The sequence below is a fragment of the Promicromonospora noduliphila genome (genome assembly GCF_056951025.1).
In genome coordinates, this window is record NZ_CM167806.1 from 5912138 (window position 1) to 5935370 (window position 23233).

The window sequence follows — 23233 nt, forward strand, 5'->3', positions numbered from 1 at the left end:
GTCACCGGATGCCTCCGGTGGCCGCGAGCGCCTGGTGGCCGGCGTCGGTGAGGTTGATGGGGCAGCCTCGATCGCGGTAGCCCTTGGCGCCCCAGCCGGGGATGTCCTCGAGGTTGCCGAGCTCGATCAGACCGGCGTCGACGAGTGGGGTGATCGTGACCGGATAGGACACCCCGGAACTCCAGCGCGGGCCGAGCAGGGTCTGCGTGACGATGACGGCGGCGCCGTGCGTGGTGCAGTGCGCGACGACCCACGACCGGGGCGCCTTCGACCGGTTGAGGTCGGTCAGCAGGGCCCACTGGCGGGGCGTGCACTGCTGGCCGGACGGCTTTACGTCGGGCAGTAGGCGGGCGCGCGGCGCCCGGTGGCCGTCCGGCTCCGAGAACACCAGCTCGACGTTCCCGTCACGGACCATCTGGGCCGCCTCGGTGGCGGAGAACGCTTCGACCTGGGCCGAGCCGACGACGCGGTAGGCCTCGGTGACCTCGTACACGCGCAGCCGGCCACGGCGGGGCATGGCCTCGCCGAGCACGGCGCGCTGGGAGGTCAGCGCGCCGTGCTCGGCGCCCGTGGTGGGCTGGTGCATCAGCTGTTGCCGCCCAGGCGTGGGACGTCGATCGGCAGGGGTGCGTCGGACTCGAGGTAGTCCAGGGACGTGGAGACCATGGTGCCGTCGGCGAGGAAGAAGAAGATGCCGGGGTCGCCCTGGCCGTAGGTGCCGTCGTCCTGCTTGGAGTCGAGCACGACGTTGCCGTAGGAGTGGTAGTCGACCTCCATCTCCGGGGCGATCTGCGAGCCCGAGCTGGAGACCTTGCCCTTGATGACGTAGTAGCCGACGATCTGGCCGAAGTTCATCAGGTAGACGTAGCGGACCGCGGCCGGGTCGTTCTCCCGGGCGAGCTTCTCCTTGAGGTTCGACTTCTCCAGGCTGTCGCCCTCGATCGTCGTGGCGTTCTGCTCCTTGATGCGCTCGTCGGCGCGGTCGTCCCAGGTGCAGCCGGTCAGGGCCAGCGAGAGGCCGAGCACGGCCGCGACGAGGGCGGTCAGGCGGGTGGTGAGGTTCTTCACGGGTCAGTTCTCCTTGCAGTCGGTGGTGGGGTCGGTGGTGCTGATCTGCTGGGGCAGGTCAGCCGCTCGGAAGTGCTCCGAGAGGTACTTGCGGGCCTCGGCGTTGTAGTCCGCGATGAAGGACAGGCACACGTTCCGCGTGCCGTAGTAGGTGTCCTGCGCGGTGCGGTCGGTCCGGTCGGCGTCCAGGCGCTCCTTGGCGATCGCGACCTTCTGGTCGGCCGCGACGACCTCGGCGTACAGGTCCTCGAACCGGGCCTGCGCCGTCGTCCAGTTCTGGGCGCTGTTGCGCTGCGCGTACGCGTCGCCCGTGCCCTTCACGGGCGACAGGGCGACGTTCAGCGCCCAGGCGCCCCAGACGACGGCGAGCACGCCGACCACGACCGTCACGCCGACGGCGATGGACTTGAGGGTGGACTTCATGAGGCAGGGCTCCTTCGTGGGGTGGGGTGGGGGTCGTCGCGCTGCTCGGCGTCGACGTGGTCGGGGCGCGGCTCCTCGCCGCGGCGGGCGGCGGCTCGGCGTCGACGCGCGGTCTCCCGGCGCTCGTCCCGCTGACGCCGGCGGGTGTGGGATCTGGCGGTCACGGCGTGGATCCGGGCGCCGGGGGTCAGATGTGGACGTCGACGAGGTAGGCGGGCTGCTCGGCGTGCTGTGCGACGAGCTCGCGCCACCGGGTTGCCCACACGCCGGGCTCGACGCCGTCGCGCACCACGCCCCACCAGCCCATGTGGCCGCGCTCGTGCCACTGGCCGTCGGGCGTGAGGACGGCGAACGTCGGCTCGGTCTCGTCCAGGTCGAGCAGGGCCAGCCGCGGCGTGTGGTTGACGTGCCAGGTGTCGCGGGGGTGCAGGCGCTCCTCGGCGATCTGGGTCACTGGGTACCGGTCGCCGGGGACCCGGAGGGCGTCGTGGTCGGCCGGCCGCTGGTTGAGCACCAGGCCCCCATCCCAGCGGCCACCGATCTGGTACCAGTCCCACCTCGACTTCGGGTTGTACGTCGACCAGACGTCACCGTTCTCGTCGCGCTCGGTCCCCGACTCCCGCTCGAGGATCAAGGCCCACAGCTCGTCGTCGTCGAGCGCCGCCTCGGCGGGCGCCTCGGTCTGGATCCACGCGAGGTGCCGCACGTTGACGACGGGCCTGTCGTACGGGGCCTGGCGGGCCTCGTACTTGCGCAGGTCCTCCGCGGCCTGGGCGTGCAGCTGCCGTCGGTCGGCGATCTGCTGCGCCTTGGTCTCGCGGACGTAAGGCTCGACCTCCTGCTTGTCGTCGAAGGGTGCCAGGGCCGTGGCGAGCTCGTCCTCGGTCGTCGGGCCGATGACCAGGACCGTGCTGTGACTCATGCGTCGTGCTCCTTGGTGAGCTGGTTGCGGATGGTGCCGTTGCGCAGGTCCGACGGGCGCCAGACGGCGGCGTCGGCGTTGGTCTTCATCAGGGCGTAGAGCCAGTCGCGCTGGTCGGGCGACAGGTCCGCGCCCGGGGTGCTCAGCACGCGCCACAGGCTCCGGCCGTCGCGGACCAGCACCAGGCCCGGGAAGCCAGCCGGGGAGCGCCGCGGGCCGCGGGCGTGGTGGATCTGCCAGCCGAGGTCGGTGGCGAGCTGCTCGACCTGACGCCGCAGGTCGGGCACCGCCGCGTCGAGTGCAGGCTCGGGGCGTGTGGGGGTGTCGGTGGTGGTGGTCATGCCAGCCCTTCGAGGTCGAGGACGTCCTGGGCGAGACGCCGGGCGGCGATCTCGCAGTACTTCTCGTCGAGCTCGACGCCGATCGCGCGGCGGCCGAGCGCCTTGGCGGCGACGAGGGTCGAGCCGGAGCCGGTGAACGGGTCGGCGATGACGCCGGCCGGGGCCTTGGAGATCAAGGTCTCCATGAGCTGCAGCGGCTTGGGGGTGGGGTGCCCGACGCGGGCCGGGGCGGAGGAGGCGTGCACGGCGCGCAGCACCGGGGACTCGCGCTTGCCGTTCCAGCCGCCGCCGGCGATGTAGATCAGCTCGTACCCGCGGCCCCAGGGGAAGCGGGTATCGCCCATCCCGACGGTGCCCTTGTCCCACACGAGCGGGAACTCGCGGAACAGCGGGGCGGCGTCGATCCGGGCCGGCGACCCGAACACCGCATACGGCCGGTCGCCGCCGCGCCCGCTGCGGGCCCAGGCCTCCAGGGCGGCGTCACGTACCCGCAGGTCCCTGTCCCAGTCCGGTTTGGCGATCGCGCGCCGGCGCTCGGGCGTCAGGTCGTTCCGGGCCGCCGAGGAGAGGTGCGCGTCCAGGCCGTAGGGCGGGTCGGTGATCAGGACGTCGGCCTCCAGCCACGCCGTCACCTCCAGGCAGTTGCCGTGGTAGAGCGTCACCCGGTCGTCCTGGTAGTACGGCTCCGGCGTGCTGCCCTGTGCGGTCGCGGCCTGGTCGTGGTTGGTGATCATGCGGGCCCCCTTCGTGGTGCTGGTGGTGCGGTGGTTCTGGTGACGCCCCGGTTCAGGCGTCGCCGGCGTCCAGGCCGGGTGGTGACGCCTCGCGCTCTCGCACGCGCTTGCGGGCGCGGTAGGCGAGGTTGCGGTGCGAGCGCGTGCAGTACTCCTGCGTCGGTGACGTCGGCTCGAACGGCGCGCCGCAGTGCGCGCACGCGCGCGTGGCGGGCGCGGCGGCGCCGGGCGCGGCCTCACCGCGCGGGGTGGTGACGGCGCGCGTGCCGTCACCACGGGCCGCGTAGGCGGCCTCGGCGGTCGCGTCGAGCAGCTCGTGCGCGTGCGCGAGATCCAGCGCCGTGGTGACGTCCCCAGCGAGCAGCGCGCGCACCGCCTGGCGTGCGGCGCGACGGCGCGCCCACAGCGCGGCTGTGTACCCCTCGGCGAACCCGAGGCGCACCATCTCCGCCAGGAGCCGCTGCGCGGTCTCCATGCCCGGCGGGGTGGACGTGGCCGGCGCCGTCACCAGTCACCGCCGTCGTCCTCGTCGTCGACGTCGTCGTCCTCGTCGTCGACGTCGTCGGCGGCGATGCTGTACACGGGCGCCGGCCGGGCGACCGGGCACACCGCGTGATGGATCAGCGCGGGGTGCTCGGTCGGCCCCGGCGCCTCGCCCTTGCGCAGCGGCCGGCAGTCCCGCCGGCCCGCGGACAGCGCGTGCGAGGGCGGCACGTCCCCGTGGTAGGTCGGGTACCCGACCACCAGCGGGACGTACGTCGCATCACCCTTGACCGGCACGTCACGGACCAGACGCACCAGCCGCACCTGCTCCCCGCAGCCGGCCCGGCAGGCCTGGGTCGCGAACGGGGACCGCGACGCGAGCTGCCGCGTCACGACCGGTCCTCCTTCTCGTCCTCGGCGACCTGGCAGGCGTCGCACAGCCCGTTGGTGGTCACGACGCCCTTGGCGCCGCAGCCGAAGCAGAACGGCATCTCAGGACACCTCCGTGACGTACTCGGCGATCGCGTGGTCCCACCGCGCCGCGGCCTCGACCAGGAACGCGAGCCGGTCGGTCGCCGTGTGCATGTCGGGGGCGTGCGCGTACCACAGTGCGCCCTCGTCCAGGTCGATCCGCGCCCTCCCGACGGACAGCCCGTGCCGGCGCCCGGCGACCCAGGACCGCAGGTCGATCGCCAGCGCCGGGCGCAGGTCGGGGTGGTCGTTGCTCGGGCCGAGCGCGATCGGGCGCGGCTCCAGCGGGGCGACCCAGGTCAGGCCGGGCGCGGTGTGCGACTCGACCGTGGTGTGCCCGTCGGCGAGCGGGGCCTCCAGGAACAGGTGGTCCGGCGCCGGGGTGCCGATCGGCAGCGACGGCGGCAGGTGGTCCAGGAGCAGGGTGGGTGCGGTCACTTCTTCCTCCAGCGGGTCACGAGGTCGCCGAGCTGGGGCAGGCCGACCAGGCGGGCGGAGATCGAGCGGGAGCGGGCCGCCGCGTCCAGCTCGCTGCGGCGGGCGCGGTAGGTGGCGCCGGCGGCCTGCGCGAAGGCGTCACCCTGCCCGGGCCGCATCAGGCCGTGGTCGGGCAGCGCGGCGGCCAGCACCGCGGCCGGGGACGCGCCCGGGGGCGGGGGCGGCGTCGGGCACGTGTGCTCGTCGCCGGCCCAGTACCAGGTGCCGCAGGCCTTGCACATGGTGCGGTCGATGTGGGTGCTCACCGGTACCTCGCCGCCCGCTCGATGACGTCGGCCAGGAGCCGGCGGGTGAGGGCGATCACCCGGCGGGCGTGGGCCACGAGCAGCTCGGCCTGCATGTCGGCACGCATCCAGGACCGCAGGTCGTCGGCCTGCTCGTCGGTCAGGACGGGCGCTGCCGGCCCGTCGAGGTCCTCCCAGCGCATCGTGACGGCCGGCAGGTCGCAGGTGTCGAACCAGACGGGCAGGGGGCGGCGCGGCAGGCCGGCGCGGTTCGCGTGCCGGGCCGCCGGCGCGCCACGGCGCCGGCGGCGCGCGCGCAGCGTGATCAAAGGGAGCCCCCGATCACGAGGCCCACCACGACGACGTAGCCCAGGATGAGCAGGCTCGCGATCGCGACCAGCACGGGCAGCTTGTGCGGGGCGTGGTGCCGGCGGGCGCTCACTGGACCGCCTCACGGGCCTGGCCGCCGGCGCGCGCCACCAGGTGCAGGTGGCTCAGCCGTGACTGGTTGCGCTGGGGGCGCTTGCCGGTGTCCGAGACCAGGCGGGCGGCCGGCTCGATCTCACGGGCGTAGTTCGCCGGCGCCGGGTACAGCTCGGTGATCTTCCAGGGCCCGCGGCCCTTGCCGACCGTGACGACGTCGCCGACCTGCGCGAGCGTGCCGTCGGCGTACGTGTACCAGGTGGGCAGCGGCGCGGTGCCGGCAGGCAGGCGCGGCGGCTGGACCGGTGCGACGGCGTCCGAGGTCGTGCCGTCGTCGGCGCCGTCGGGCACCTCGACCGCCGCAAGCGCCTGGGCGCCCTCGCCGGCCAGGTCGAGCGTGACCTGGTGGGCGAGGTAGCCGACGACGTGACCGGGCCGGTCGTCGTGCTCGACACCGACCAGCGTGAAGGTCCCGACGGCCTTGGCCCATCGCACGGCGCCAGGGCCGTCCGGGGTCTGCACCCGGTCGTCGCGCTGGAACCCGCCGTGCGACCCGCGGACCCGCTGCGGCAGCTCCGGCCCCTCCACCGGCTCGGGCGTCTCGGCACGGTCGGGCGTGTCCGTGAGCTCGTACGGCACGGGCTCGGCCAGGTGCTGCTCCTCGTGGTCCTGGACGTCCTCCAGCCACTGCTCGTAGTCCTCGTCCGTCGAGCCAGCGCCGCAGACGATGATCACCCCGTGCGTCTCGCACTCGTACTTCGCCCGGTGCAGCGACTCGGCGGCCGGCACCACCTCGGCGCCCTCGAGCGCCTGGTGCATCGCGACGGCCGGCGCCCAGTTCGGAGAGGCCGGGTCGACGTCGACCGCCTCCACCTCTACGGCAGGCGTCGCCGGCTCGGGGTCAGCGATGTGGACGACCCTGAACACGAACGAGCCGCGGAACGCCGCGAGCGCACTTGGTCGGGCGTTCGGGTTCGTGCCCAGGACCAGGTCAGCACTGGTGTGGCCGCCGTTCTCCTGGACCGGAAGGTCGTGCTGCGCGGCGAAGGCGTGCACCTCCTCGACGGTGTTGACCGCCAACGTCGTGCCGAGGGCCTGGTCGGGGTGCGTGTCAGCCGGCAGGCCGTGCTGGTCGATCAGGTCCGCCAGCGCGCGCACGCCGGCAGCGATCTCGGCGGCCGTCAGCGGGACCTGGGCGTTCATGCCGCCACCGCCTGGATCTGAGCGACCAGCGTCGACGCGACGGCAAGCACGTCCGACGGGACGACGTCCGGGTCGTCCGCGACCACGATCGCCGCCACCGCGCCCGGGGCGCCGAGCACCGCGAGCGCCTCAAGCCAGCGCTGCGCCTGCGCGGGCCGTCCCTCGTCGACGTCGACCCAGCGGGCCCGCCACGCCAACGACCGGGCCACCAGCGTGATCTGCGGGCCGCGAGCGCCGGTACGGCTCGCCGTCTCGCGCGCCTGGTCGGCGAGCTGATGCGCCTCGGCGCTCAACTCCCTAACGAGCTGCAACTTCTTCATGGGATGCTTCCTCTCGGTGGGGCCCGCTTGGCGCTTGGAGGTGACAGGCGGGCTTCGCTGTGCCTGAAGCCGTCAGGCAGCGGATTCGGTGGGCCAGTGCGCGCGTTCTGCGCGGATCCGTTCGACGAGCTCGTCGAACGTCGGGCCGCCGGCATGCATGGCGGCTCGCGCGGCGTCCTCGACGCTCATCGAGTCGGCCACGCGCAAGCCCTCGACGATCGAGCGCGCCGCCCCGGCGATGGCCATCGATCGGGTTCTCATCGGTGAAGCCACCTCACTCCCTCATCGTATCGAATTATCGATACGCTAGGCAGCGACGATGGCGATAGTGCGGCGCGAAAAAAGCTCCGCAACGCCGATGCCGAAGAAGTCGGCAATCGCCTCAAGTTCGTCCGTGTTGAACGGGCGATTCTCGGCGAGCTTGTCGGACAGCGTCGTTGGGGTTCGGTGCATGTGCTGGGCAAGTGCGCGCTGTGTCTGCCCGGTGGCACGCAGTCGGTCCCGGATCTGCTGGGCGACGACGGTGCGACTCTTGACGAACGGTTGCATAGCCGGAACGTATCGAACTATCGATAGATCTGCAAGGGTGTCTAGCGGGTGATCTCGAATAGTCGATACCCTCGAAGCATGCCCAGTGACTTCACGCGCGAGTTCGCGCGCCACCTGAACGACATCAGGCTCGAGCGCGGGGTCACTCAGACCGCCGTCGCCAAGCTGCTCGGGAAGGCTCAGAGCGTCATCTCTGAGCACGTGACCGGCGTCCGCGCGCCGGACACCGATCTGATCGACGCCATCGCCTACCTCGGTGGCCTGACAAGCATGGAGCTCGTCACGCTCATCCAGGACCGGATGCGCGCTCTCACCCGACAAGGCGCTGGCACCGCTGGCCCTTCAGCCGACGGCGCGTCGCCGCACCCAACATCGCTCGCGCCCGGGGACACGAATGCAGCCCCGTCGCGCGTCCACGGACAGTCGATTCGCCGACGGGGCGGACACCCCCGATGACGTGCTCCGGATGGAGCAGACACCACGTCGCCCAGCACGCCGCCGCCGGGCATATGCCCCGTTGCCGCCCATTTACACCCTTTTCCCCCGCATGTGGCATGTCACCCATGATGCAACGTGGTAATCGCTTGCTCGCGGCAATTGCCTAGTTTTTCCCAGTACCGATCACCCGGGTGATTATTGGTTTCATAATGCGAAATAGCCCGGTTGATGCACGTGCATCAAATCGGGCACCCGAGGAGGCTCAACGCATGGCAGTTCAATCCCCTGGACCGCGACGGCTTCGCCGAGCTGTCGCCATCGTGCGCGTGTCGAAGGAGGCTGGCCGCGGCGAGAAGCTGCTCTCGCCTGATCTTCAATGGGCCGAGATCGAGAGCCACGCGGCCAGCGCGGGCATCGAGATCATCGACACCGTCGAGGCGATCGACGAGTCCGGGTCTCGCAGCAAGTCGGCATGGTGGCCACGCCTCGACGCCCAGATCGCACGCGTCGAGGCCGGAGAGATCGACACGATCCTCGCGTGGGAGTTTTCCCGACATGCCCGCAACCGCGTCCGATGGGCGGTTGCCCTCGACCGCGTAGAGAGCGCCGGCGGTCGCCTGGAGTCCGCGACCGAGCACCCTGACGTCACGACGGCTGCCGGACGGTTCCAACGTGGCATCCTCGCCGAGATGCACGCCTACCGTGCCGAGGCCCTGGGCGAATCCTGGAAGAGCGTTCAGGCCAACCGGATCGCGCGCGGGCTGCCCGCCAACGGCAAACCGCGGTTCGGCTACGCCTACGACACGAAGTTGCACAAGCACGTCCCCGATCCCACCACCGGGCCGATCCTCGCCGAGGCCTACACGCGGTTCGCCGCCGGCGAGAGCTTCTACACGCTGATCGGATGGCTCAACACCTCGGGCGTCAGACCGGTCGAGGGCCACGGTGTCCGCACGACAACGCCACTCTGGTCCGACCGGACCATCCGCCGCATGATGGACTCCGGCTTCGCAGCCGGCCTTCTGTCCGTCCACGACCCCGAATGCGAGCATCCGCGCGGCAAGCAGTGCACGCGCCGCATTCACCTCCCAGGCATCCACGAACCGCTGATCGACCACGAACTGTGGGAGGAGTACCTCGCCCAGCGCGAGGCACGCCGCATCACACGGACTACCGAGCGATCGACCTACCTCCTATCCGGCCTGCTGCGGTGCGTCGCACCGCTGCCCGACGGCGGAACCTGCGGCGGCCCTATGGGTGGCAGCCTCAGCGGCTACAGAGGGCGACCGCGCTACGTCTGCAACCGACGCATCGCCGCCCGCGCCCACACCGGCGGCACCGTCTCCATCGATAAGGTCGAGCCCGAGGTCATGAAGTGGCTGCACACCCTCGCCGCCGACCTCGAACCCGCCATCGCCCGAGAGCAGGCCGCGAGCGCCAAGCGGGGTGTGAACGTCGGGCAGGTCGAAAGCCAGATCGAGGCGGCGAAGAACAAGCTGTTGTCGGCAACACGGAGCTGGCTCGATGGTCAGATCCCGGAGCTGGCGTGGCCGACCTTGCGGGCGGAGCTCGAGGCAACCGTGCAGGCTTTGGAGACGAAGCGCTTGGCGCTCAAGGTGGCCGAGCGGCGACCGGTGCCGGCTGTCATCGCTGCGGATGCACTTGCACGCTGGGACGTGATGCCGGTCGAGCACAAGCGCGGGGCGCTGCGTCAGCTCATCAAGCGCGTTGAGGTCGAGCCGGGTCGCATACAGCGGGTCGACGGGGTGTGGGCTCCGCGGGTGAACATCGTGCCGAACTGGGTAGAGGACGAGTCTCTGCAGGGGTGAAAGCCGCCCGAAGCATTCCGACTGTGCGGTAAGTTCTGAATCGTCAGGGTGCGGCTAGGCCCTATTCACGTTTGTCGCCGCCGAGAACCTGCCGGGCGGCCTGCTCACCCTCATCGCCCCCGACCTCGGCCGCAGCACGTCCGAGATCGGGCTGCTGGTCACGGCGTACGCCGTCGTCGTCGTGCTGACGTCGCTGCCGCTCTCGCGGCTCACGCGGCGGTTCCCGCGCCGCTGGGTGCTCGCGGCGACCACCGCCGTGTGCACGCTCGGCACGCTGTGGTCGGCGCTCGCCGTCGGCTACGGGGACCTGCTGGCCGCGCGCATGGTCACGGCCTTGGGGCAGGCGCTGTTCTGGTCGGTCGTCACGCCGGCCGCCGCGAGCCTGTTCGCACCGGCCGTCCGCGGCAAGATGCTCGCGCGGCTCGCCATCGGCAACTCGCTCGCGCCGCTGCTCGGCGTGCCGTTCGGCACGTGGGTGGGCCAGCAGGCCGGCTGGCGCACCGCGTTCCTGGTGTTCTCCGCGGTGAGCCTCGCGGCATGCCTCGCCATGGCGATCGCCATGCCGGACGTCGACGCCGAGGAGAGCGGCACGGCGCGCGGGACCAACCCGAGCCTGCGCCGGTTCGTCCTGCTCATGGTGGTCACGGTGCTGCTGGTGACCGGCGGGTTCATGATGATCACGTTCGTCACCCAGTTCCTGCTGGAGACGGCGGGCTTCCCCGACCAGTACCTCAGCGCGCTGCTGCTGGGCCAGGGCACCGCGGGCCTGGTGGGCACGCTGCTGATCGGCCAGGTGCTCGACAGGCGGCCGTGGCAGACGGTGCTCGTAGCGCTCGGCCTGCTGACCGGCGCGCTGGTGCTGCTCTGGGCCGTGGGGGACGTCCCGGCCCTCGCCCTGGTCGGGCTGGCCCTGTTCGGCCTCGCGTTCAGCGCGATCCCGCCCGCCCTGTCGTTCCTGTCCATGCACGTCGCCCCGGGCGCCACCGAGTCGGCAACCGCGATCTCGAGCTCCGTGTTCAACATCGGGATCGGCGGCGGCGCGGCGCTCGGGGCATGGGTGGTCGCGGCGGCGGGCGTCAGCCTGGTGCCCCTGTTCGGGGCGGTCTTCGTGCTGGGGGCGCTGGCGGTCCTCGCGGTGGACCTGCGGATCGCGTCGCGCGCCACGCGCAGCACTCCCTGACCGACGTCGGCTCCCTGAGCGGCCGCGCCGCCGTCGGGAGACCGCGACGCGGTAAGGAGCGAGCGGCTGCCGTCGCGAGCGACGGCTACTGCGCGACGCCCTCCAGGCTGCCGGTCACCGGCTCCTCGGAGCTGACGATGCACTGCAGCGCGCGGTCGTTGAGCTGCTCCCAGGTCTCCTGCGTCGGGTAGAACCCGGTGTAGCCGTACACCGACTCGTCGTAGGACAGGCCCACGAACTTCTCGAACTCGGCGTAGCACCAGTCGTCGAACTTCTTCGACATGGCGGCGTCGCCCGGGTAGGCGTCGCCCTCCATGATCAGCTCGGCGTAGACCTCGCCGGTGTGCTCGTCCGCGCAGGGCACGACGGGCACCGAGTCGACCTCGAAGTCCTCGCCCTCCGCGGACTCGCCGTAACCGTCGAGGGCCTCCAGGTCGATGCAGTCGCCCTTCAGGATCTCGAACGCGTCCGCCTCGGCCGGCGCCGTGATCTCGCCGCCCGGCTCGTCCCGCGGGGCCTCGCCGCCCGACGTGATCTCGTCGAGGATCGCATCGCAGCCCGTGAGCAGGGTCAGCGAGACGGCGGTGGCCGCCGCGGCAGCCAGCAGCCGGGCCGGACGCGTGAGGGGGCGGGCGGAGCGAGAAGTGCGGTTCATCGGCTCTTCCTTCGGGTCAGCACGACGGCGGACGCCGTCGGCGCGACCGGCGCGGCCGCCCCGGAAAACTACCGGCTCGACCGTCCGCGCTGGTCGCCACCGGACAACGATTCGGTCACGACCCCGCCCGGCTGACCGCGGTTCAGCATGCGCCTGCTGCGGGTACGACGCCGGGATCGAGCAACAAGAGCATGCTGAACGCCGGTCAGCGAGCCGGGCGGGGCGGCGCCGTCGGGCCGGGCGGGGCGGCGCCGTCGGGCCGGGCGGGGCGGCGCCGTCGGGCCGGGCGGGCCGGCGCCGTCGGGCCGGGGGTGTTCATGCGTTGTTCACGCGCGCGAACCGGCGTCGCTCTACCGTGGCTGACGCGGACCCGCCGCGCGCCCTACCAGCGCGCGGCAACCCGTGAAACCCCCAGAGCACGACACCCGAAGAAGGAGCAGTCATGCGAGTCAGCACCCCCTCGCGCCTGACCGCCGCGGCCGCGGCAACGGCCCTGCTGGCCGGGGCCTTCCTCGCCTCGGCAGGTACGGCGGCGGCAGGCACGACGACGACCGGCGCAGGAGCGGCGGGCGCGAACCCGGCGGGCTCGACGTCGACCGGCACGGACCGCGCCGACGCGAGGCACCCGGCCGCCGGGAAGCACCGGACCCTCCGCGTCGCCACCTACAACCTGTCGCTCAACCGCGCGACGGAAGGTGAGCTCGTCGCCGACTTGTCCACCGGCGACGACGCGCAGGCGGCGACCGTCGCCGAGGTCATCCAGCACGCCAACCCCGACATCGTGCTGCTCAACGAGTTCGACTACTCCGGCGACGCCGACCCGTACGCCGCTGCCGACCTGTTCCGCGAGAACTACCTGGAAGTTCCCCAGGGCACCGGCGAGCCGGTGGAGTACCCGTACGCGTTCGTGGCGCCGTCGAACACGGGCATCCCGAGCGGGTTCGACCTGAACAACAACGGGACGGTGGGCGGCGGCGACGACGCGCTCGGCTTCGGCCTGTTCCCCGGCCAGTACGGGATGCTCGTGCTGTCCAAGTACCCGATCCAGCACCGGCAGGTGCGCACGTTCCAGAACTTCAAGTGGCAGGACATGCCGGGCGCACTCCTGCCGGACGACCCCGCGACCGCCGCCCCCGCCGACTGGTACTCGGCCGAGGAGCTCGCGGTGCTGCCGCTCTCGTCGAAGTCGCACTGGGACGTGCCGGTGCGCGTCGGCCACGAGACGGTGCACGTGCTGGCGGCGCACCCGACCCCGCCGACGTTCGACGGCGCGGAGGACCGCAACGGCCTGCGCAACCACGACGAGATCCGGTTCTGGGCCGACTACGTGCGCGGCGGCTGGTCCGCCCGGTACCTGTACGACGACGAGGGCCGCCGCGGCGGCCTGCGCCCGGGCTCCTCGTTCGTGATCGTCGGCGACTACAACGCCGACCCGCTCGACGGCGACTCCGTGGACGCGGCGATCGACCAGCTCCTGGACAACTGGCGGATCACCGACCCGCAGGCGACGTCGGCCGGCGCGGCCGAGGCCGCCGAGTTGCAGGGAGGCGCGAACCTCGGCCACGAGGGCGACCCCGCGCTCGACACCGCCGACTTCGCCGACACGACCCCGGGCAACCTGCGCGTCGACTACGTGCTCCCGTCGCGAGACCTGCGCGTCCGGGACACGGGCGTCTTCTGGCCGGCCAGCACCGACCCGCTGTCCCGCCTTACGGGCGTCTTCCCGTTCCCGAGCAGCGACCACCGCCTCACCTGGACCGACCTCAAGCCGTGACCAGCCAGGCAGGTTCTGACCATCTAGACAGTCAGTTCCCGACCACCTAGACAGTCAGTTCTCCCGGACAGCTCGGCAGCCAGTTCTCCCGGACAGCTCGGCAGCCAGTTCTCCCGGACAGCTCGGCAGCCAGTTCCCCCAAACAGCTCCCTCCCCGCCTACCCCACCCCCTCGGCACGGTGGGTCCAGGCACGAGGAACGGGGCGGGGGGATGGTGCGGCCGGCCGTAAAGCCGTAGCGGAGGGCCCCCTGGGGCCCGTGAGCGAGGCCGGCCGCACCATCCCCCCGCCCCGTTCCGGAGGCGAGTAAACAGAAAGAATCAAGAAGCCTTGTCGACGTCCTCAGCCAACGTCCCGAGGTACAACGAGATCACCTTGGGATCCGACTGCAGCTCCTTCCCCGTCCCGGTGTACGCATCCTTGCCCTGGTCGAGCACGTACCCCCGGTCGCAGATCTGCAGGCACCGCCGGGCGTTCTGCTCCACCATGACCACGGACACGCCCGCCTTGTTGATCATCCGGGTGCGCAGGAACGTCTCGTCCTGACGCACCGGGGACAGGCCGGCGGACGGCTCGTCGAGGAGCAGCACCGACGGGTTCATCATGAGCGCGCGGGCCATCGCGACCATCTGGCGCTCACCACCCGACATGGCGCCCGCACGCTGCGAGCGCCGCTCCCCCAGCGTGGGGAACAGGTCGGTGATGAACTCGAACCGCTCGGCGAACGCCTTGGGCCGCAGGTACACGCCCATCCGCATGTTCTCCTCGACGGTGAGCGAGGGGAACACGTTGTTGTTCTGCGGTACGAAGCCCACACCCTGCGACACGAGGCTGTTCGCCTTGTGGTTGGTGATGTCCTCCCCGCGCATGGTCACGGTGCCCGAGCGCACGTTCACCAGGCCGAACAGGGCCTTGAGCAGCGTCGACTTCCCGGCGCCGTTGGGGCCGATGATGCCGACGAGCTCACCCTCCGCGACCTCGATGTTGCACCCGTTCAGGATGTTCACGCCGGGCAGGTACCCCGCCACGATGTCGGTCGCCTTGAGCAGGGTCTTCCGCTGGGCGGTCTTGGCCGCGTCGCTCATCGCTTCTCCTCCTCGGCCTCGAGCCGGGCCAGCACAGCGGGGTCGAGCAGCGAGTCGTCCCCGAGGTCGGTGTCGTGGTGCGCGCCCAGGTAGGCGTCGACCACGGCCTGGTCCTGCATGACGGCCTTGGGCGGGCCCTCTGCCACGATCCTGCCCTCCGCCATCACCACCACCCAGTCGGAGATGTGCCGCACCGCGTGCATGTCGTGCTCCACGAACAGCACGGTCATGCCGTCGTCACGCAGCGACTGGATGTGGTGCAGCAGGGACTGCACCAGGGCCGGGTTCACGCCGGCCATGGGCTCGTCGAGCATGATCATGGTCGGGTCCGTCATCAGGGCCCGAGCCATCTCGAGGAGCTTGCGCTGGCCGCCGGACAGGGAGCCGGCGAAGTCGTCCTTCTTGGTGTCGAGCTTGAACCGTTCGAGGATCTCCAGCGCCTTCTCGGTGTTCCGCTGCTCCGTGCCCGCCCACAGCGGCCGCACCAGGGAGCCGAACAGGTTCTCCCCCGGGTTGTCCATCGCGGCGAGCAGCATGTTCTGCATGACCGTGAGGCGCGACAGCGCCTTGGTGAGCTGGAACGTGCGGACCATGCCGTTGCGCGCCACCTTGGCGGCGCCCATCCCGGCCAGCGACCTGCCCTCGAACGACCACGAGCCGTGGTTGGGCTTGTCGAACCCGGTGAGCAGGTTGAAGAAGGTCGTCTTGCCCGCACCGTTCGGCCCGATGAGGGCCGTGATGACGCCGCGCTGCACCTCCAGGTGGTCGACGTCGACGGCGGTCATGCCGCCGAACCGGCGCTGCACGCCGTCGACCGTCAGGATCGTGTCCGGCTTGCTGACGCCCACGGTCGGCTCGACCTTGGCCAGGACGTGCTCCGCCGCCTTCGCCGCCTCGGAGTCGCTGCGCTCGACGGCGTCCAGCGCCTCGACGGTGCTCTCTGGCTCTGTCACCTCGGTCACTGTGCTCTCCGTCGTCTCGCTGGTCTCTGAGTTCTCCGTCGTCTCATCGGGCATCGAAGGCGAGCTCCTTCTTGTTCCCCAGTATTCCTTGTGGGCGGAAGATGACGAGGAGCATCAGCGTCACGCCGACGAGCAGACCACCGATCTGCTCCACCGTGGTGCTCGACACGACGCCTTCGAGGCCCTCACGCATACCCGCGCGGAGCAGCATGTAGACCGCGTAGAAGAGCATGGAGCCCAGCACCGGGCCGAACAGGGTGGCCGCACCACCGAGCAGCAGCACCGTCCACGCGAAGAACGTGAGCGAGCGGCCCATGGCGTCGGGGGCGACCGACCGGGGCAGCACGTAGAGCATGCCGGCGAGCGAACCGCACATGCCGCCGAGCACCAGCGCCTGCATCTTGTAGGAGAAGACGTTCTTGCCCAGGGCGCGGACGGCGTCCTCGTCCTCGCGGATCCCCTTCAGCACGCGGCCCCACGGGCTGCGCGTGAGGAGCCAGACCACGACCACCGCGATGAGCACGACGGCCCAGGCGAACAGGCGAGTCCACCACGAGTCCGAACCTGTGAACACGTACTCGAGCGGCCCGAACGCCCCGCGCTCCGGCGGTGCCGGCAGGAACGACAGGTCCTGGAACGTCTGCTTGAACGAGCCACCCGTGAGACCCGCCGCGCCGCCGGTGTACTCCTGGAACACCGTGGCGCGGCCGAGCATTCGGATGATCTCGGCGGCGGAGATGGTCACGATCGCCAGATAGTCGCCGCGGAGCTGCAGCGTCGGCAGACCGAGGATGAGCGCGAAGAGCGCGCCCGAGGCGAGCGAGACGATCAGGGCGAGCCAGAACGGCGCGCCGGACATCGTGGCGATCGCGAAGCCGTAGGCGCCCAGCAGCATGAAGCCCGCCTGGCCCATGTTGAGCAGTCCGGTGAACCCGAAGTGCAGGTTGAGGCCGATGGCGGCCAGCGCGACGGCGGCGGTGGTCGGCGCGATGAGCTCGGCGAGCGCCTGGGTGAGGATGCGGCTCAGTTCCATGACGGTTCTCCTTTCAGCCGATCCGCTCGGCGCGGCCGAGCAGGCCCTGGGGCCTGAGCAGCAGCACGAGGATGAGGATGACGAGGGCCGATGCGTACCTCAGGTCGCTCGGCATTCCGGGGATGAGGGTGGACATCTCGACGACGAGGCCGATCAGCAGGGACCCGACCAGGGCGCCGTACGCGGTGCCGAGGCCGCCGAGGGTCACGGCAGCGAACATCAGGAGCAGCAGGAGCAGGCCGAGCGACCAGTTGAACGAGCTGAACGAGATGGCCAGCAGCATGCCCGCCAGGCCGGCGAACCCGGTGGACATGACCCACACGATGCGGATGATGCGGTCGGGGTTGATGCCCGTCGCCGCCGCGAGCGCCGTGTTGTCCGAGACGGCGCGCGTGGCGCGCCCGATCCGGGTGCGCGTCAGGAACCAGGCGATGAACAGGATCACGCCGATGGCCACCAGCATCGAGAGCCACGACGCCGTGCTGAGCGTGACGCCGGCGATCTCCAGCGGCCGGGGGTTCTGCGGCAGGACGCGGAGCGACCGGCCGCCGATGACCATCTGGATGGCGTACTGCAGCGCGAGCGACAGGCCGATGGTCACGATCATCATCTGCGTGACCGGGGTGCCGCGCCGGCGCAGCGGTGCCCAGATGGCTGCGTCCTGCAGCCAGCCGGTGGCGGCGCAGACCACCACGACGAGGATCACGGTGAGCCAGACCGGCAGGTTCAGCCAGTTCACGCCGATGAAGCCGAACATGGCGCCGAGCGTCACCTGCTCACCGTGCGAGAAGCTGGACAGCCCGGTCGTGCCGTAGATGAGGCTGATGCCCACCGAGGCGAGGGCGAGCAGCAGGCCGAAGCGGATACCGGAGCCGAACTGCTGCCAGATCTGCTGGAAGGACGGGCCGCCGCGGGTGGTCGTCGTGTCGCCGCCGCCCAGGCCGTCGCCGACGGACGTAGCGCCGTCGGTCGGCTCGCTGCCCTCGGTCTCACCGTCGGACGGCGCGGTGGTGGCGCCGTCGGTGGGCTCTGCGCTCTCCGGCGGTGTGGTGCCGAGGTTGAACGCGGCCCGCGCCGAGATGCCGGTCTGGGCGGTGACCTGCCGTTCGGTGGCGTCGGGGAACAGCCCGTCCGGGACCGTCGACTCGTCGAGGGTAAGTGTGTAGGTACCGACCTGCGGCACCGTTACCGAGGCCGGTCCCTCCTGGGTGGTTGTCACGTCTGTCTCGAACCCTGCACCCGAGATGGTCACGCCGACGTCCGGGACAGGATTGTTCTCCTCGTCCAGGACGATGGCCACGACGCAAGCTGTGGAAGCGTCGGGGGTGCACTCGGCGGCGGGCGCCTCGGCGGCCATGGCTGGCGCCGCCGCGATCACGGCTGGAAAGGCCACTGCCGCGAGTGCGGCGAGCAGCCTCCGCGCGGCCGTCGCGAGGTTCGGTCGGTCGGCTGTCATCTGCCGGGTCCTCCGTCGGTTCTGGTGATGTGGTGCTCCGAGGTCTCGGGGCCGCCGACACCAGGATGATTCAGTCCTGCTTAACCAGGCCTGCATCAAACTGATGCCATCGGCGTGCCGAGAGTGTAGCCGTGTGATGTGTCACTGATGACGCGCGCCAGTCACGCTCAGGTCACGGAGTGCCACAGCGAGGGAGCAAAAGGTGCGGAGGGTTACAAGCCCCTCGCGCGGCGGGCGGCGCGGCTAGGCTGACGCGGTGTCCGACGACGCCATGCCGGCCCCCACGGCAACCCCAGCACCCGCTCGACCGACCGACTCCGTAGGTGTCCTGCCCTCGTCCGAGCCGCCGTTCACCGTGCGCCGGCCCGTCCAGCGCACCTTCCACGGCGACACGTTCACCGACGACTACGAGTGGCTCCGCGACAAGGACGACCCCGAGGTCGTCGCGCACCTGGAGGCGCAGAACGCCTGGACGGTCGCCCGCCAGGAGCACCTCGCGCCCCTGCGGCAGACCCTGTTCGACGAGATCAAGGGGCGCACCCTCGAGACCGACCTCTCCGTCCCCGCACGCGACGGCGACTGGTGGTACTACGGCCGCACGGTCGAGGGTCAGCAGTACCCGATCCACGCGCGCTACCCCGCCGCCGGCCCGGACGACTGGACGCCCCGCGTCCTCGAACCCGGCGAGCCGGTGCCGGGCGAGGAGGTGCTGCTGGACCAGAACGAGCACGCCGAGGGCCACGACTTCTTCGCGCTGGGCTCCCTCGACGTCTCCGACGACAGCGCCCGCCTGCTCTACGCGACCGACACAGCGGGGGACGAGCGCTACACGCTGCGCGTCCGCGACCTGGCCACCGGTCAGGACCTCGCGGACGAGGTGCGCGACACCGCGCCGGGCGCCCTGTTCGCTCCCGACGGCCAGCACATCTTCTACCTGACCGTCGACGACGCCTGGCGGCCCTGGCGCGTCTGGCGGCACCGGCTCGGCACGCCTGGGTCCGACGACGTGATCGTCTTCGAGGAGCCCGACGAGCGGTACTGGGTCGGCATCGGGCTGTCCCGGTCGAAGAAGTACCTGCAGATCGAGCTCGGCTCCAAGGTGACGAGCGAGTCGTGGCTGCTGGAGGCCGACGACCCGACCGGCGAGTTCCGGGTCGTGTGGCCCCGCCGCGACGGCGTCGAGTACACGGTGGAGCACGCGGTGTTCCCGGACGCGGCGGGCACGCCCACCGACACGCTCCTGATCCTGCACAACCAGGACGCCCTGAACTTCGAGCTGGTCGCCTCTCCCGTGCCCGGGCCCGGCGCGCCGGTGGCCCCGGAGGCGGCGACCGTCGTCGTGCCGCACGACCCTGAGGTGCGGCTCGAGAGCGTGAGCGCGAGCGAGCGCTACCTGGTGCTCTACTACCGCCGTGGCGCGATCTCCCGCTCGGCCGTGCTCCAGCTCCCCGCGAGCGGGCCGGTCACCTGGGACTTCCAGGAGATCTCGTTCGGCCAGCCGCTCGAGTCGGTCGGCGCGGGCGTCGGCGTGTGGAACCAGCCCAACCTCAAGGTCGGCTACACGTCGTTCGTGACGCCGCAGTCGCTCTACCTGTACGACGTCGCCTCCGGCGAGCGCACGCTGCTCAAGCAGCAGCCGGTGCTCGGCGGCTACGACGCCGACGACTACGACCAGCGCAGGGAGTGGGCGGTCGCGGAGGACGGGACGCGCGTCCCGATCTCCCTGGTCTGGCGCAAGGACCAGGTGCGGTTCGGCGACGGCGCTGGATCGGGGGCGGGAGCCGCGCCGGGCGGGTCGAACGGGACCGGCGGGCCGACCGAGCCCGCTCCCCTGCTCCTGTACGGGTACGGCGCCTACGAGACCTCGATCGACCCCTACTTCTCCGTGCCGCGCCTGAGCCTGCTCGACCGCGGAGTGGTCTTCGCCGTCGCGCACGTGCGGGGCGGTGGCGAGATGGGCCGCGCCTGGTACGACGACGGCAAGCTGGCCGCCAAGCGCAACACGTTCACCGACTTCGTGGCCTGCGGCCGGCATCTCGTCGCGACCGGCTGGACGGCGTCGGACCGCCTGGTGGCCGACGGCGGCAGCGCCGGCGGGCTGCTCGTGGGCGCCGCCACCAACCTGGCGCCGGAGCTGTTCGCGGGCGTGCTGGCCGGGGTGCCGTTCGTGGACGCACTGACGTCGATGCTCGACCCGACGCTCCCCCTGACCGTCACCGAGCGGGACGAGTGGGGCGACCCGCTGCACGACCCGGAGGTCTACGCGTACATGCGCTCGTACACGCCGTACGAGAACGTGGCCGACGACGCCTCCCACTATCCGCGGATCCTCGCCACCACGAGCTTCAACGACACCCGCGTGCTGTACGTGGAGCCGGCGAAGTGGGTGGCGCGGCTGCAGGCGGCGGGCGCTCCGGCGATGCTGAAGATCGAGATGTCGGCCGGGCACGGCGGCGTGTCCGGGCGCTACTCGGCATGGGAGCAGATCGCGTTCGAGCACGCGTGGACGCTGGAGGTGCTGGGCCTGGCCGACCGCTGAGGGCGACCCGGCGGTCGGCCTCCGGTCGCGCCGGCCCGGCCCCGGCCCTCTGGTCGCGCGGCTCTCAGAGATCGGCCTTGGCCGCAACCACCCGGGCCGCGGCGGCGTCCACCTTCGCGGCGAACGCCGGATCGGCCTTCGCCGTCCTGATCAGTGCGTTCACCATCGTGTGGGCTACGGACGGCTCGGCGGACGCGAGCACCAGGTCCACCCCCGCGTCGACGGCGCGGACCGCGCGCTTCCCCGCTGGCACGCCCTGCACCTGGACGGCGGCGGACAGGTCGTCCGAGATGATGACGCCGTCGAACCCGAGCCCGCGGACCAGGCCCACCACGGTGGGGCTGAACACGGCGGGCGCGTTCGGGTCGATCCGCGCGTAGGTCGCCGACGACATCATGACCAGGCCGGACCCCGCCTCGATGCCGGCGCCGAAGACGGCCACCGACGGGTCGTCGGGGCCGGTGACGGTGTCGGTGACCCCGGCAGTGGTGTCGGTGTTCGCCGTGACCCGGCCCAGCCCGGGGAAGTGCTTGACCGACGTCTGCACGCCCGCGTCGCGCTGCCCCCGCGCGAACGCGTTGCCGTGCAGCATCACGGACCGGGCCGTGTACCCGTAGTTGCGCCCGAACGCGCCGATCGGCGCGTTGGCGGCCGCGTTGGCCTGCGGCACGAGGTCCAGCACCGGCGCCAGGTTGAGGTTCACGCCGGCCGCGGCGAGCTCGGCGCCCCAGGCCCGGGACCGGGCGCGCAGGTCGGGCGGGCTCAGCTTCGCCTGGTCGAGCGCGCTCGGCAGGTCGCTGAAGCCGGGGCCGCGCAGCACCTGCACCGCGCCACCCTCCTGGTCGGTGGCGACGAACAGCGGCTCACGCTCCTGCGCCGCCGCGGCGACGGCGGCGTCCACCAGGTTCTTCACCGGCTGCCGGCCCGCCTTGGTGCGGCCGTGCAGGAACACGCCGCCGATCTGCTGGTTCCGCAGCATGTCGAACGTCGGCTGGAACGGGCCGGCCACGGGCAGGCCGACCATCACGAGCTGGCCCACCTTCTGCTGCAGCGTCCAGCCCGCCACGAGCGACAGGTCCGGCTTCTCCGGCGTGGGCTTCGGCGACGGCGGTGCGGGCGGGCTCGCCGTCGGCTCCCCCGGCGCCACGCCGCCCGACGGCGCCCCCGTGCCGGACGGCGGTCCGCCCGGCACCGACCCGCCGGGCGCCGGACCGCCGAGCGACGGCGGGACCGGCGGCGAGCTGGTCCGCCCGCTCGGCTGGGGATTCGACTGCACGGGTCCGGGCAGCGCGGTCGGGTCGGGCTCCGCCGTCGGACCGGCACAGCCCGCGGCGAGGGCCGCCACGACAAGAACTGTCGCGGCGACCGACCCGATCGGGTGAAAACGGCTCATGGCCCTCAGTCTCGCCCCAAGGCGGCGGTGAGCGCCTCCACGAACCCGTCGACGTCCGCCTCCGTGGTGTCCCAGGCGCACATCCAGCGCACCTCCACGCGGTCGGCCGTCTCGCCTGGCGCCCAGTCGTAGAACCGCGCGTGGGCGCGGACCCGGTCGGCCGCCGCCCGGGGCAGCGTCGCGAACACGGCGTTCGCCTCCGTCGGGCAGGTGATGCGGACCGTACCCGGCTGGTCGCCGTCCGGCAGGCCCCTGGTCTGCGGGTCGAGACCCTCTGCTCCGCCGGTCCCGGCCAGCCCGGCCGCCTCGATCCCAGAGCGCAGCCGCGCCGCCATCGTGTTGGAGTGCGCGGCGTTGCGCAGCCACAGCGGCGCACCCTCGCCGGCGCCGGACGTCGGCGTACCCGGCTCCCCGAGCAGCGCAAGGAGCTGCGCCGACACGAACCGGGTCTTCGACGCGAGCTGCATGGTCGCCTTGCGCAGGTAGGGCACCGCCGCACCCAGGTCCGACGACGGCCCGCCGTCGGACAGCACCACCACCGCCTCGCCCAGCATGCCGCCGTTCTTCGCCGCGCCGAGGGACAGGATGTCGACCCCGACGTCGGTGGTGAGTTCCCGCAGCCCGACGCCGAGCGTGGCCGCCGCGTTCGCGAGCCGGGACCCGTCCACGTGCACGTGCAGGCCCGCCGCGTGGGCGGTGTCCGCGAGGAGCTTGAGGTCGGCCACCGTGTAGACGGTGCCGAGCTCCGTGGCCTGCGTGAGGCTCAGGACCGCGGGCTGCGCGCGGTGCACGTCGCCGAGGTCGACGGCAAAGCGGTCAACGGCGTCCGGCCCGATGCGGCCCTCCACGCTCGGGACGGCGAGGATCTTGAGGCCGCCCACGCGCTCGGGGGCACCGTTCTCGTCCGTGTGGACGTGCGCGACGTCGCTCGCGATCACCCCGCCCCAGCGCGGTGCGGCGGCCATGAGGCTGATGACGTTCGCGCCCGTGCCGTTCAGCACGGGGAAGATGCGGGCCTGCTCGCCGAACACCTCGGCGGCGCGCTCCTGGAGGCGGGCCGACACCGGGTCGTCGCCGTACGAGACGGCGGCGCCGTCGTTCGCCGCGACGATCGCGGCCATGACCTCGGGGTGGACGGGGGCGTAGTTGTCAGAGGCGAAGTGCTGCACGGTGCCATTCTCCCGCCGCGGCTCCCCACGGCGACACGGTGGTGGCCGCGGGACGCCGGTCG

Annotated in this window: 27 protein-coding genes; 5 read left to right on the forward strand and 22 right to left on the reverse strand. The window is 71.7% G+C overall.

The features are described from left to right. Nucleotide 1 precedes the first annotated feature (1 nt). From AC0QU1_RS25880 to AC0QU1_RS25950, 15 genes are all read right to left on the reverse strand, one after another. Nucleotides 2–586 (reverse strand): hypothetical protein, encoded by a 585-nt coding sequence (locus AC0QU1_RS25880; protein ID WP_483573514.1) that lies wholly within the window; start codon nt 584–586, stop codon nt 2–4. Next, on the reverse strand, nt 586–1068 hold the full coding sequence (locus AC0QU1_RS25885) for a hypothetical protein (RefSeq protein WP_483573515.1): 483 nt from the start codon (nt 1066–1068) through the stop codon (nt 586–588). Before AC0QU1_RS25885 ends, AC0QU1_RS25880 begins: the two co-directional genes overlap by 1 nt. A gap of 3 nt (nt 1069–1071) precedes the next feature. Further along, nucleotides 1072–1491: a hypothetical protein gene (locus AC0QU1_RS25890; protein ID WP_483573516.1), complete on the reverse strand. Its 420-nt coding sequence runs from the start codon at nt 1489–1491 to the stop codon at nt 1072–1074. A gap of 187 nt (nt 1492–1678) precedes the next feature. Beyond that, nucleotides 1679–2413: a hypothetical protein gene (locus AC0QU1_RS25895; RefSeq protein WP_483573517.1), complete on the reverse strand. Its 735-nt coding sequence runs from the start codon at nt 2411–2413 to the stop codon at nt 1679–1681. Then, on the reverse strand, nt 2410–2754 hold the full coding sequence (locus AC0QU1_RS25900; protein ID WP_483573518.1) for a VRR-NUC domain-containing protein: 345 nt from the start codon (nt 2752–2754) through the stop codon (nt 2410–2412). The genes AC0QU1_RS25895 and AC0QU1_RS25900 overlap by 4 nt, the downstream gene beginning before the upstream one ends. Beyond that, complete coding sequence (locus AC0QU1_RS25905; protein WP_483573519.1) at nt 2751–3488, reverse strand: DNA-methyltransferase; 738 nt, start codon at nt 3486–3488, stop codon at nt 2751–2753. The genes AC0QU1_RS25900 and AC0QU1_RS25905 overlap by 4 nt, the downstream gene beginning before the upstream one ends. 52 nt (nt 3489–3540) lie before the next feature. After that, nucleotides 3541–3996, reverse strand: coding sequence for a hypothetical protein (locus tag AC0QU1_RS25910; RefSeq protein ID WP_483573520.1), 456 nt, complete (start codon nt 3994–3996; stop codon nt 3541–3543). Continuing rightward, nucleotides 3993–4364: a hypothetical protein gene (locus AC0QU1_RS25915; RefSeq protein WP_483573521.1), complete on the reverse strand. Its 372-nt coding sequence runs from the start codon at nt 4362–4364 to the stop codon at nt 3993–3995. The genes AC0QU1_RS25910 and AC0QU1_RS25915 overlap by 4 nt, the downstream gene beginning before the upstream one ends. A 99-nt stretch (nt 4365–4463) precedes the next feature. Continuing rightward, entirely contained in the window at nt 4464–4880 is a 417-nt protein-coding gene (locus AC0QU1_RS25920; protein WP_483573522.1) for a hypothetical protein, read from the reverse strand. Continuing rightward, a complete protein-coding gene (locus AC0QU1_RS25925) occupies nt 4877–5185 on the reverse strand; it encodes a hypothetical protein (protein WP_483573523.1) in 309 nt (102 codons plus the stop codon). Before AC0QU1_RS25925 ends, AC0QU1_RS25920 begins: the two co-directional genes overlap by 4 nt. Beyond that, nucleotides 5182–5493 (reverse strand): hypothetical protein, encoded by a 312-nt coding sequence (locus AC0QU1_RS25930; protein WP_483573524.1) that lies wholly within the window; start codon nt 5491–5493, stop codon nt 5182–5184. Before AC0QU1_RS25930 ends, AC0QU1_RS25925 begins: the two co-directional genes overlap by 4 nt. A gap of 109 nt (nt 5494–5602) precedes the next feature. After that, nucleotides 5603–6790 carry a hypothetical protein gene (locus AC0QU1_RS25935; protein WP_483573525.1) on the reverse strand — a complete coding sequence of 396 codons (1188 nt, stop codon included), beginning with the start codon at nt 6788–6790 and terminating at the stop codon, nt 5603–5605. After that, the gene (locus AC0QU1_RS25940) at nt 6787–7110 is read right to left on the reverse strand and encodes a hypothetical protein (RefSeq protein WP_483573526.1); all 324 of its coding nucleotides are present in this window, start codon (nt 7108–7110) and stop codon (nt 6787–6789) included. Before AC0QU1_RS25940 ends, AC0QU1_RS25935 begins: the two co-directional genes overlap by 4 nt. 72 nt (nt 7111–7182) lie before the next feature. Further along, nucleotides 7183–7371, reverse strand: a complete 189-nt coding sequence (locus tag AC0QU1_RS25945) for a hypothetical protein (RefSeq protein WP_483573527.1) — start codon at nt 7369–7371, stop codon at nt 7183–7185. A 45-nt stretch (nt 7372–7416) separates the two neighbouring features. Next, the gene (locus AC0QU1_RS25950) at nt 7417–7659 is read right to left on the reverse strand and encodes a helix-turn-helix domain-containing protein (protein WP_483573528.1); all 243 of its coding nucleotides are present in this window, start codon (nt 7657–7659) and stop codon (nt 7417–7419) included. Nucleotides 7660–7737: 78 nt separating this feature from the next. Here AC0QU1_RS25950 and AC0QU1_RS25955 point away from each other — a divergent pair, with 78 nt between their 5' ends. The 3 genes from AC0QU1_RS25955 to AC0QU1_RS25965 all read left to right on the forward strand — a co-directional run bounded on the left by AC0QU1_RS25955 (nt 7738) and on the right by AC0QU1_RS25965 (nt 11106). Further along, nucleotides 7738–8115: a helix-turn-helix domain-containing protein gene (locus AC0QU1_RS25955; RefSeq protein ID WP_483573529.1), complete on the forward strand. Its 378-nt coding sequence runs from the start codon at nt 7738–7740 to the stop codon at nt 8113–8115. Nucleotides 8116–8366: 251 nt separating this feature from the next. Next, nucleotides 8367–9926, forward strand: coding sequence for a recombinase family protein (locus AC0QU1_RS25960; RefSeq protein WP_483573530.1), 1560 nt, complete (start codon nt 8367–8369; stop codon nt 9924–9926). A gap of 112 nt (nt 9927–10038) precedes the next feature. After that, entirely contained in the window at nt 10039–11106 is a 1068-nt protein-coding gene (locus tag AC0QU1_RS25965; RefSeq protein WP_483616574.1) for an MFS transporter, read from the forward strand. An 85-nt stretch (nt 11107–11191) separates the two neighbouring features. On the opposite strand, the gene AC0QU1_RS25970 is transcribed toward AC0QU1_RS25965, so the two are convergent. Next, nucleotides 11192–11761, reverse strand: coding sequence for a septum formation family protein (locus AC0QU1_RS25970; protein WP_483573531.1), 570 nt, complete (start codon nt 11759–11761; stop codon nt 11192–11194). Between the two features lie 442 nt (nt 11762–12203). Here AC0QU1_RS25970 and AC0QU1_RS25975 point away from each other — a divergent pair, with 442 nt between their 5' ends. Continuing rightward, entirely contained in the window at nt 12204–13535 is a 1332-nt protein-coding gene (locus tag AC0QU1_RS25975) for an endonuclease/exonuclease/phosphatase family protein (RefSeq protein WP_483573532.1), read from the forward strand. 319 nt (nt 13536–13854) lie between these two features. Here the strand turns inward: AC0QU1_RS25975 and AC0QU1_RS25980 are convergent, their stop codons facing one another. The 4 genes from AC0QU1_RS25980 to AC0QU1_RS25995 are packed head-to-tail and all read right to left on the reverse strand — an operon-like array spanning nt 13855 to nt 18070. Then, nucleotides 13855–14619: an ABC transporter ATP-binding protein gene (locus AC0QU1_RS25980; RefSeq protein WP_483573533.1), complete on the reverse strand. Its 765-nt coding sequence runs from the start codon at nt 14617–14619 to the stop codon at nt 13855–13857. After that, entirely contained in the window at nt 14616–15635 is a 1020-nt protein-coding gene (locus tag AC0QU1_RS25985) for an ABC transporter ATP-binding protein (protein WP_483573534.1), read from the reverse strand. The genes AC0QU1_RS25980 and AC0QU1_RS25985 overlap by 4 nt, the downstream gene beginning before the upstream one ends. Next, on the reverse strand, nt 15625–16614 hold the full coding sequence (locus AC0QU1_RS25990) for a branched-chain amino acid ABC transporter permease (protein WP_483573535.1): 990 nt from the start codon (nt 16612–16614) through the stop codon (nt 15625–15627). Before AC0QU1_RS25990 ends, AC0QU1_RS25985 begins: the two co-directional genes overlap by 11 nt. Nucleotides 16615–16627: 13 nt before the next feature. Then, entirely contained in the window at nt 16628–18070 is a 1443-nt protein-coding gene (locus tag AC0QU1_RS25995) for an ABC transporter permease subunit (RefSeq protein WP_483573536.1), read from the reverse strand. A gap of 271 nt (nt 18071–18341) precedes the next feature. On the opposite strand from AC0QU1_RS25995, the gene AC0QU1_RS26000 reads away from it, so the two are divergent. Beyond that, nucleotides 18342–20609, forward strand: a complete 2268-nt coding sequence (locus AC0QU1_RS26000) for a S9 family peptidase (protein ID WP_483576597.1) — start codon at nt 18342–18344, stop codon at nt 20607–20609. Between the two features lie 64 nt (nt 20610–20673). Here the strand turns inward: AC0QU1_RS26000 and AC0QU1_RS26005 are convergent, their stop codons facing one another. Both AC0QU1_RS26005 and AC0QU1_RS26010 read right to left on the reverse strand, forming a co-directional pair. Continuing rightward, a complete protein-coding gene (locus AC0QU1_RS26005) occupies nt 20674–22002 on the reverse strand; it encodes a glycoside hydrolase family 3 N-terminal domain-containing protein (RefSeq protein ID WP_483573537.1) in 1329 nt (442 codons plus the stop codon). Between the two features lie 5 nt (nt 22003–22007). Continuing rightward, the gene (locus AC0QU1_RS26010; protein WP_483573538.1) at nt 22008–23171 is read right to left on the reverse strand and encodes a threonine aldolase family protein; all 1164 of its coding nucleotides are present in this window, start codon (nt 23169–23171) and stop codon (nt 22008–22010) included. Nucleotides 23172–23233 lie beyond the last annotated feature (62 nt).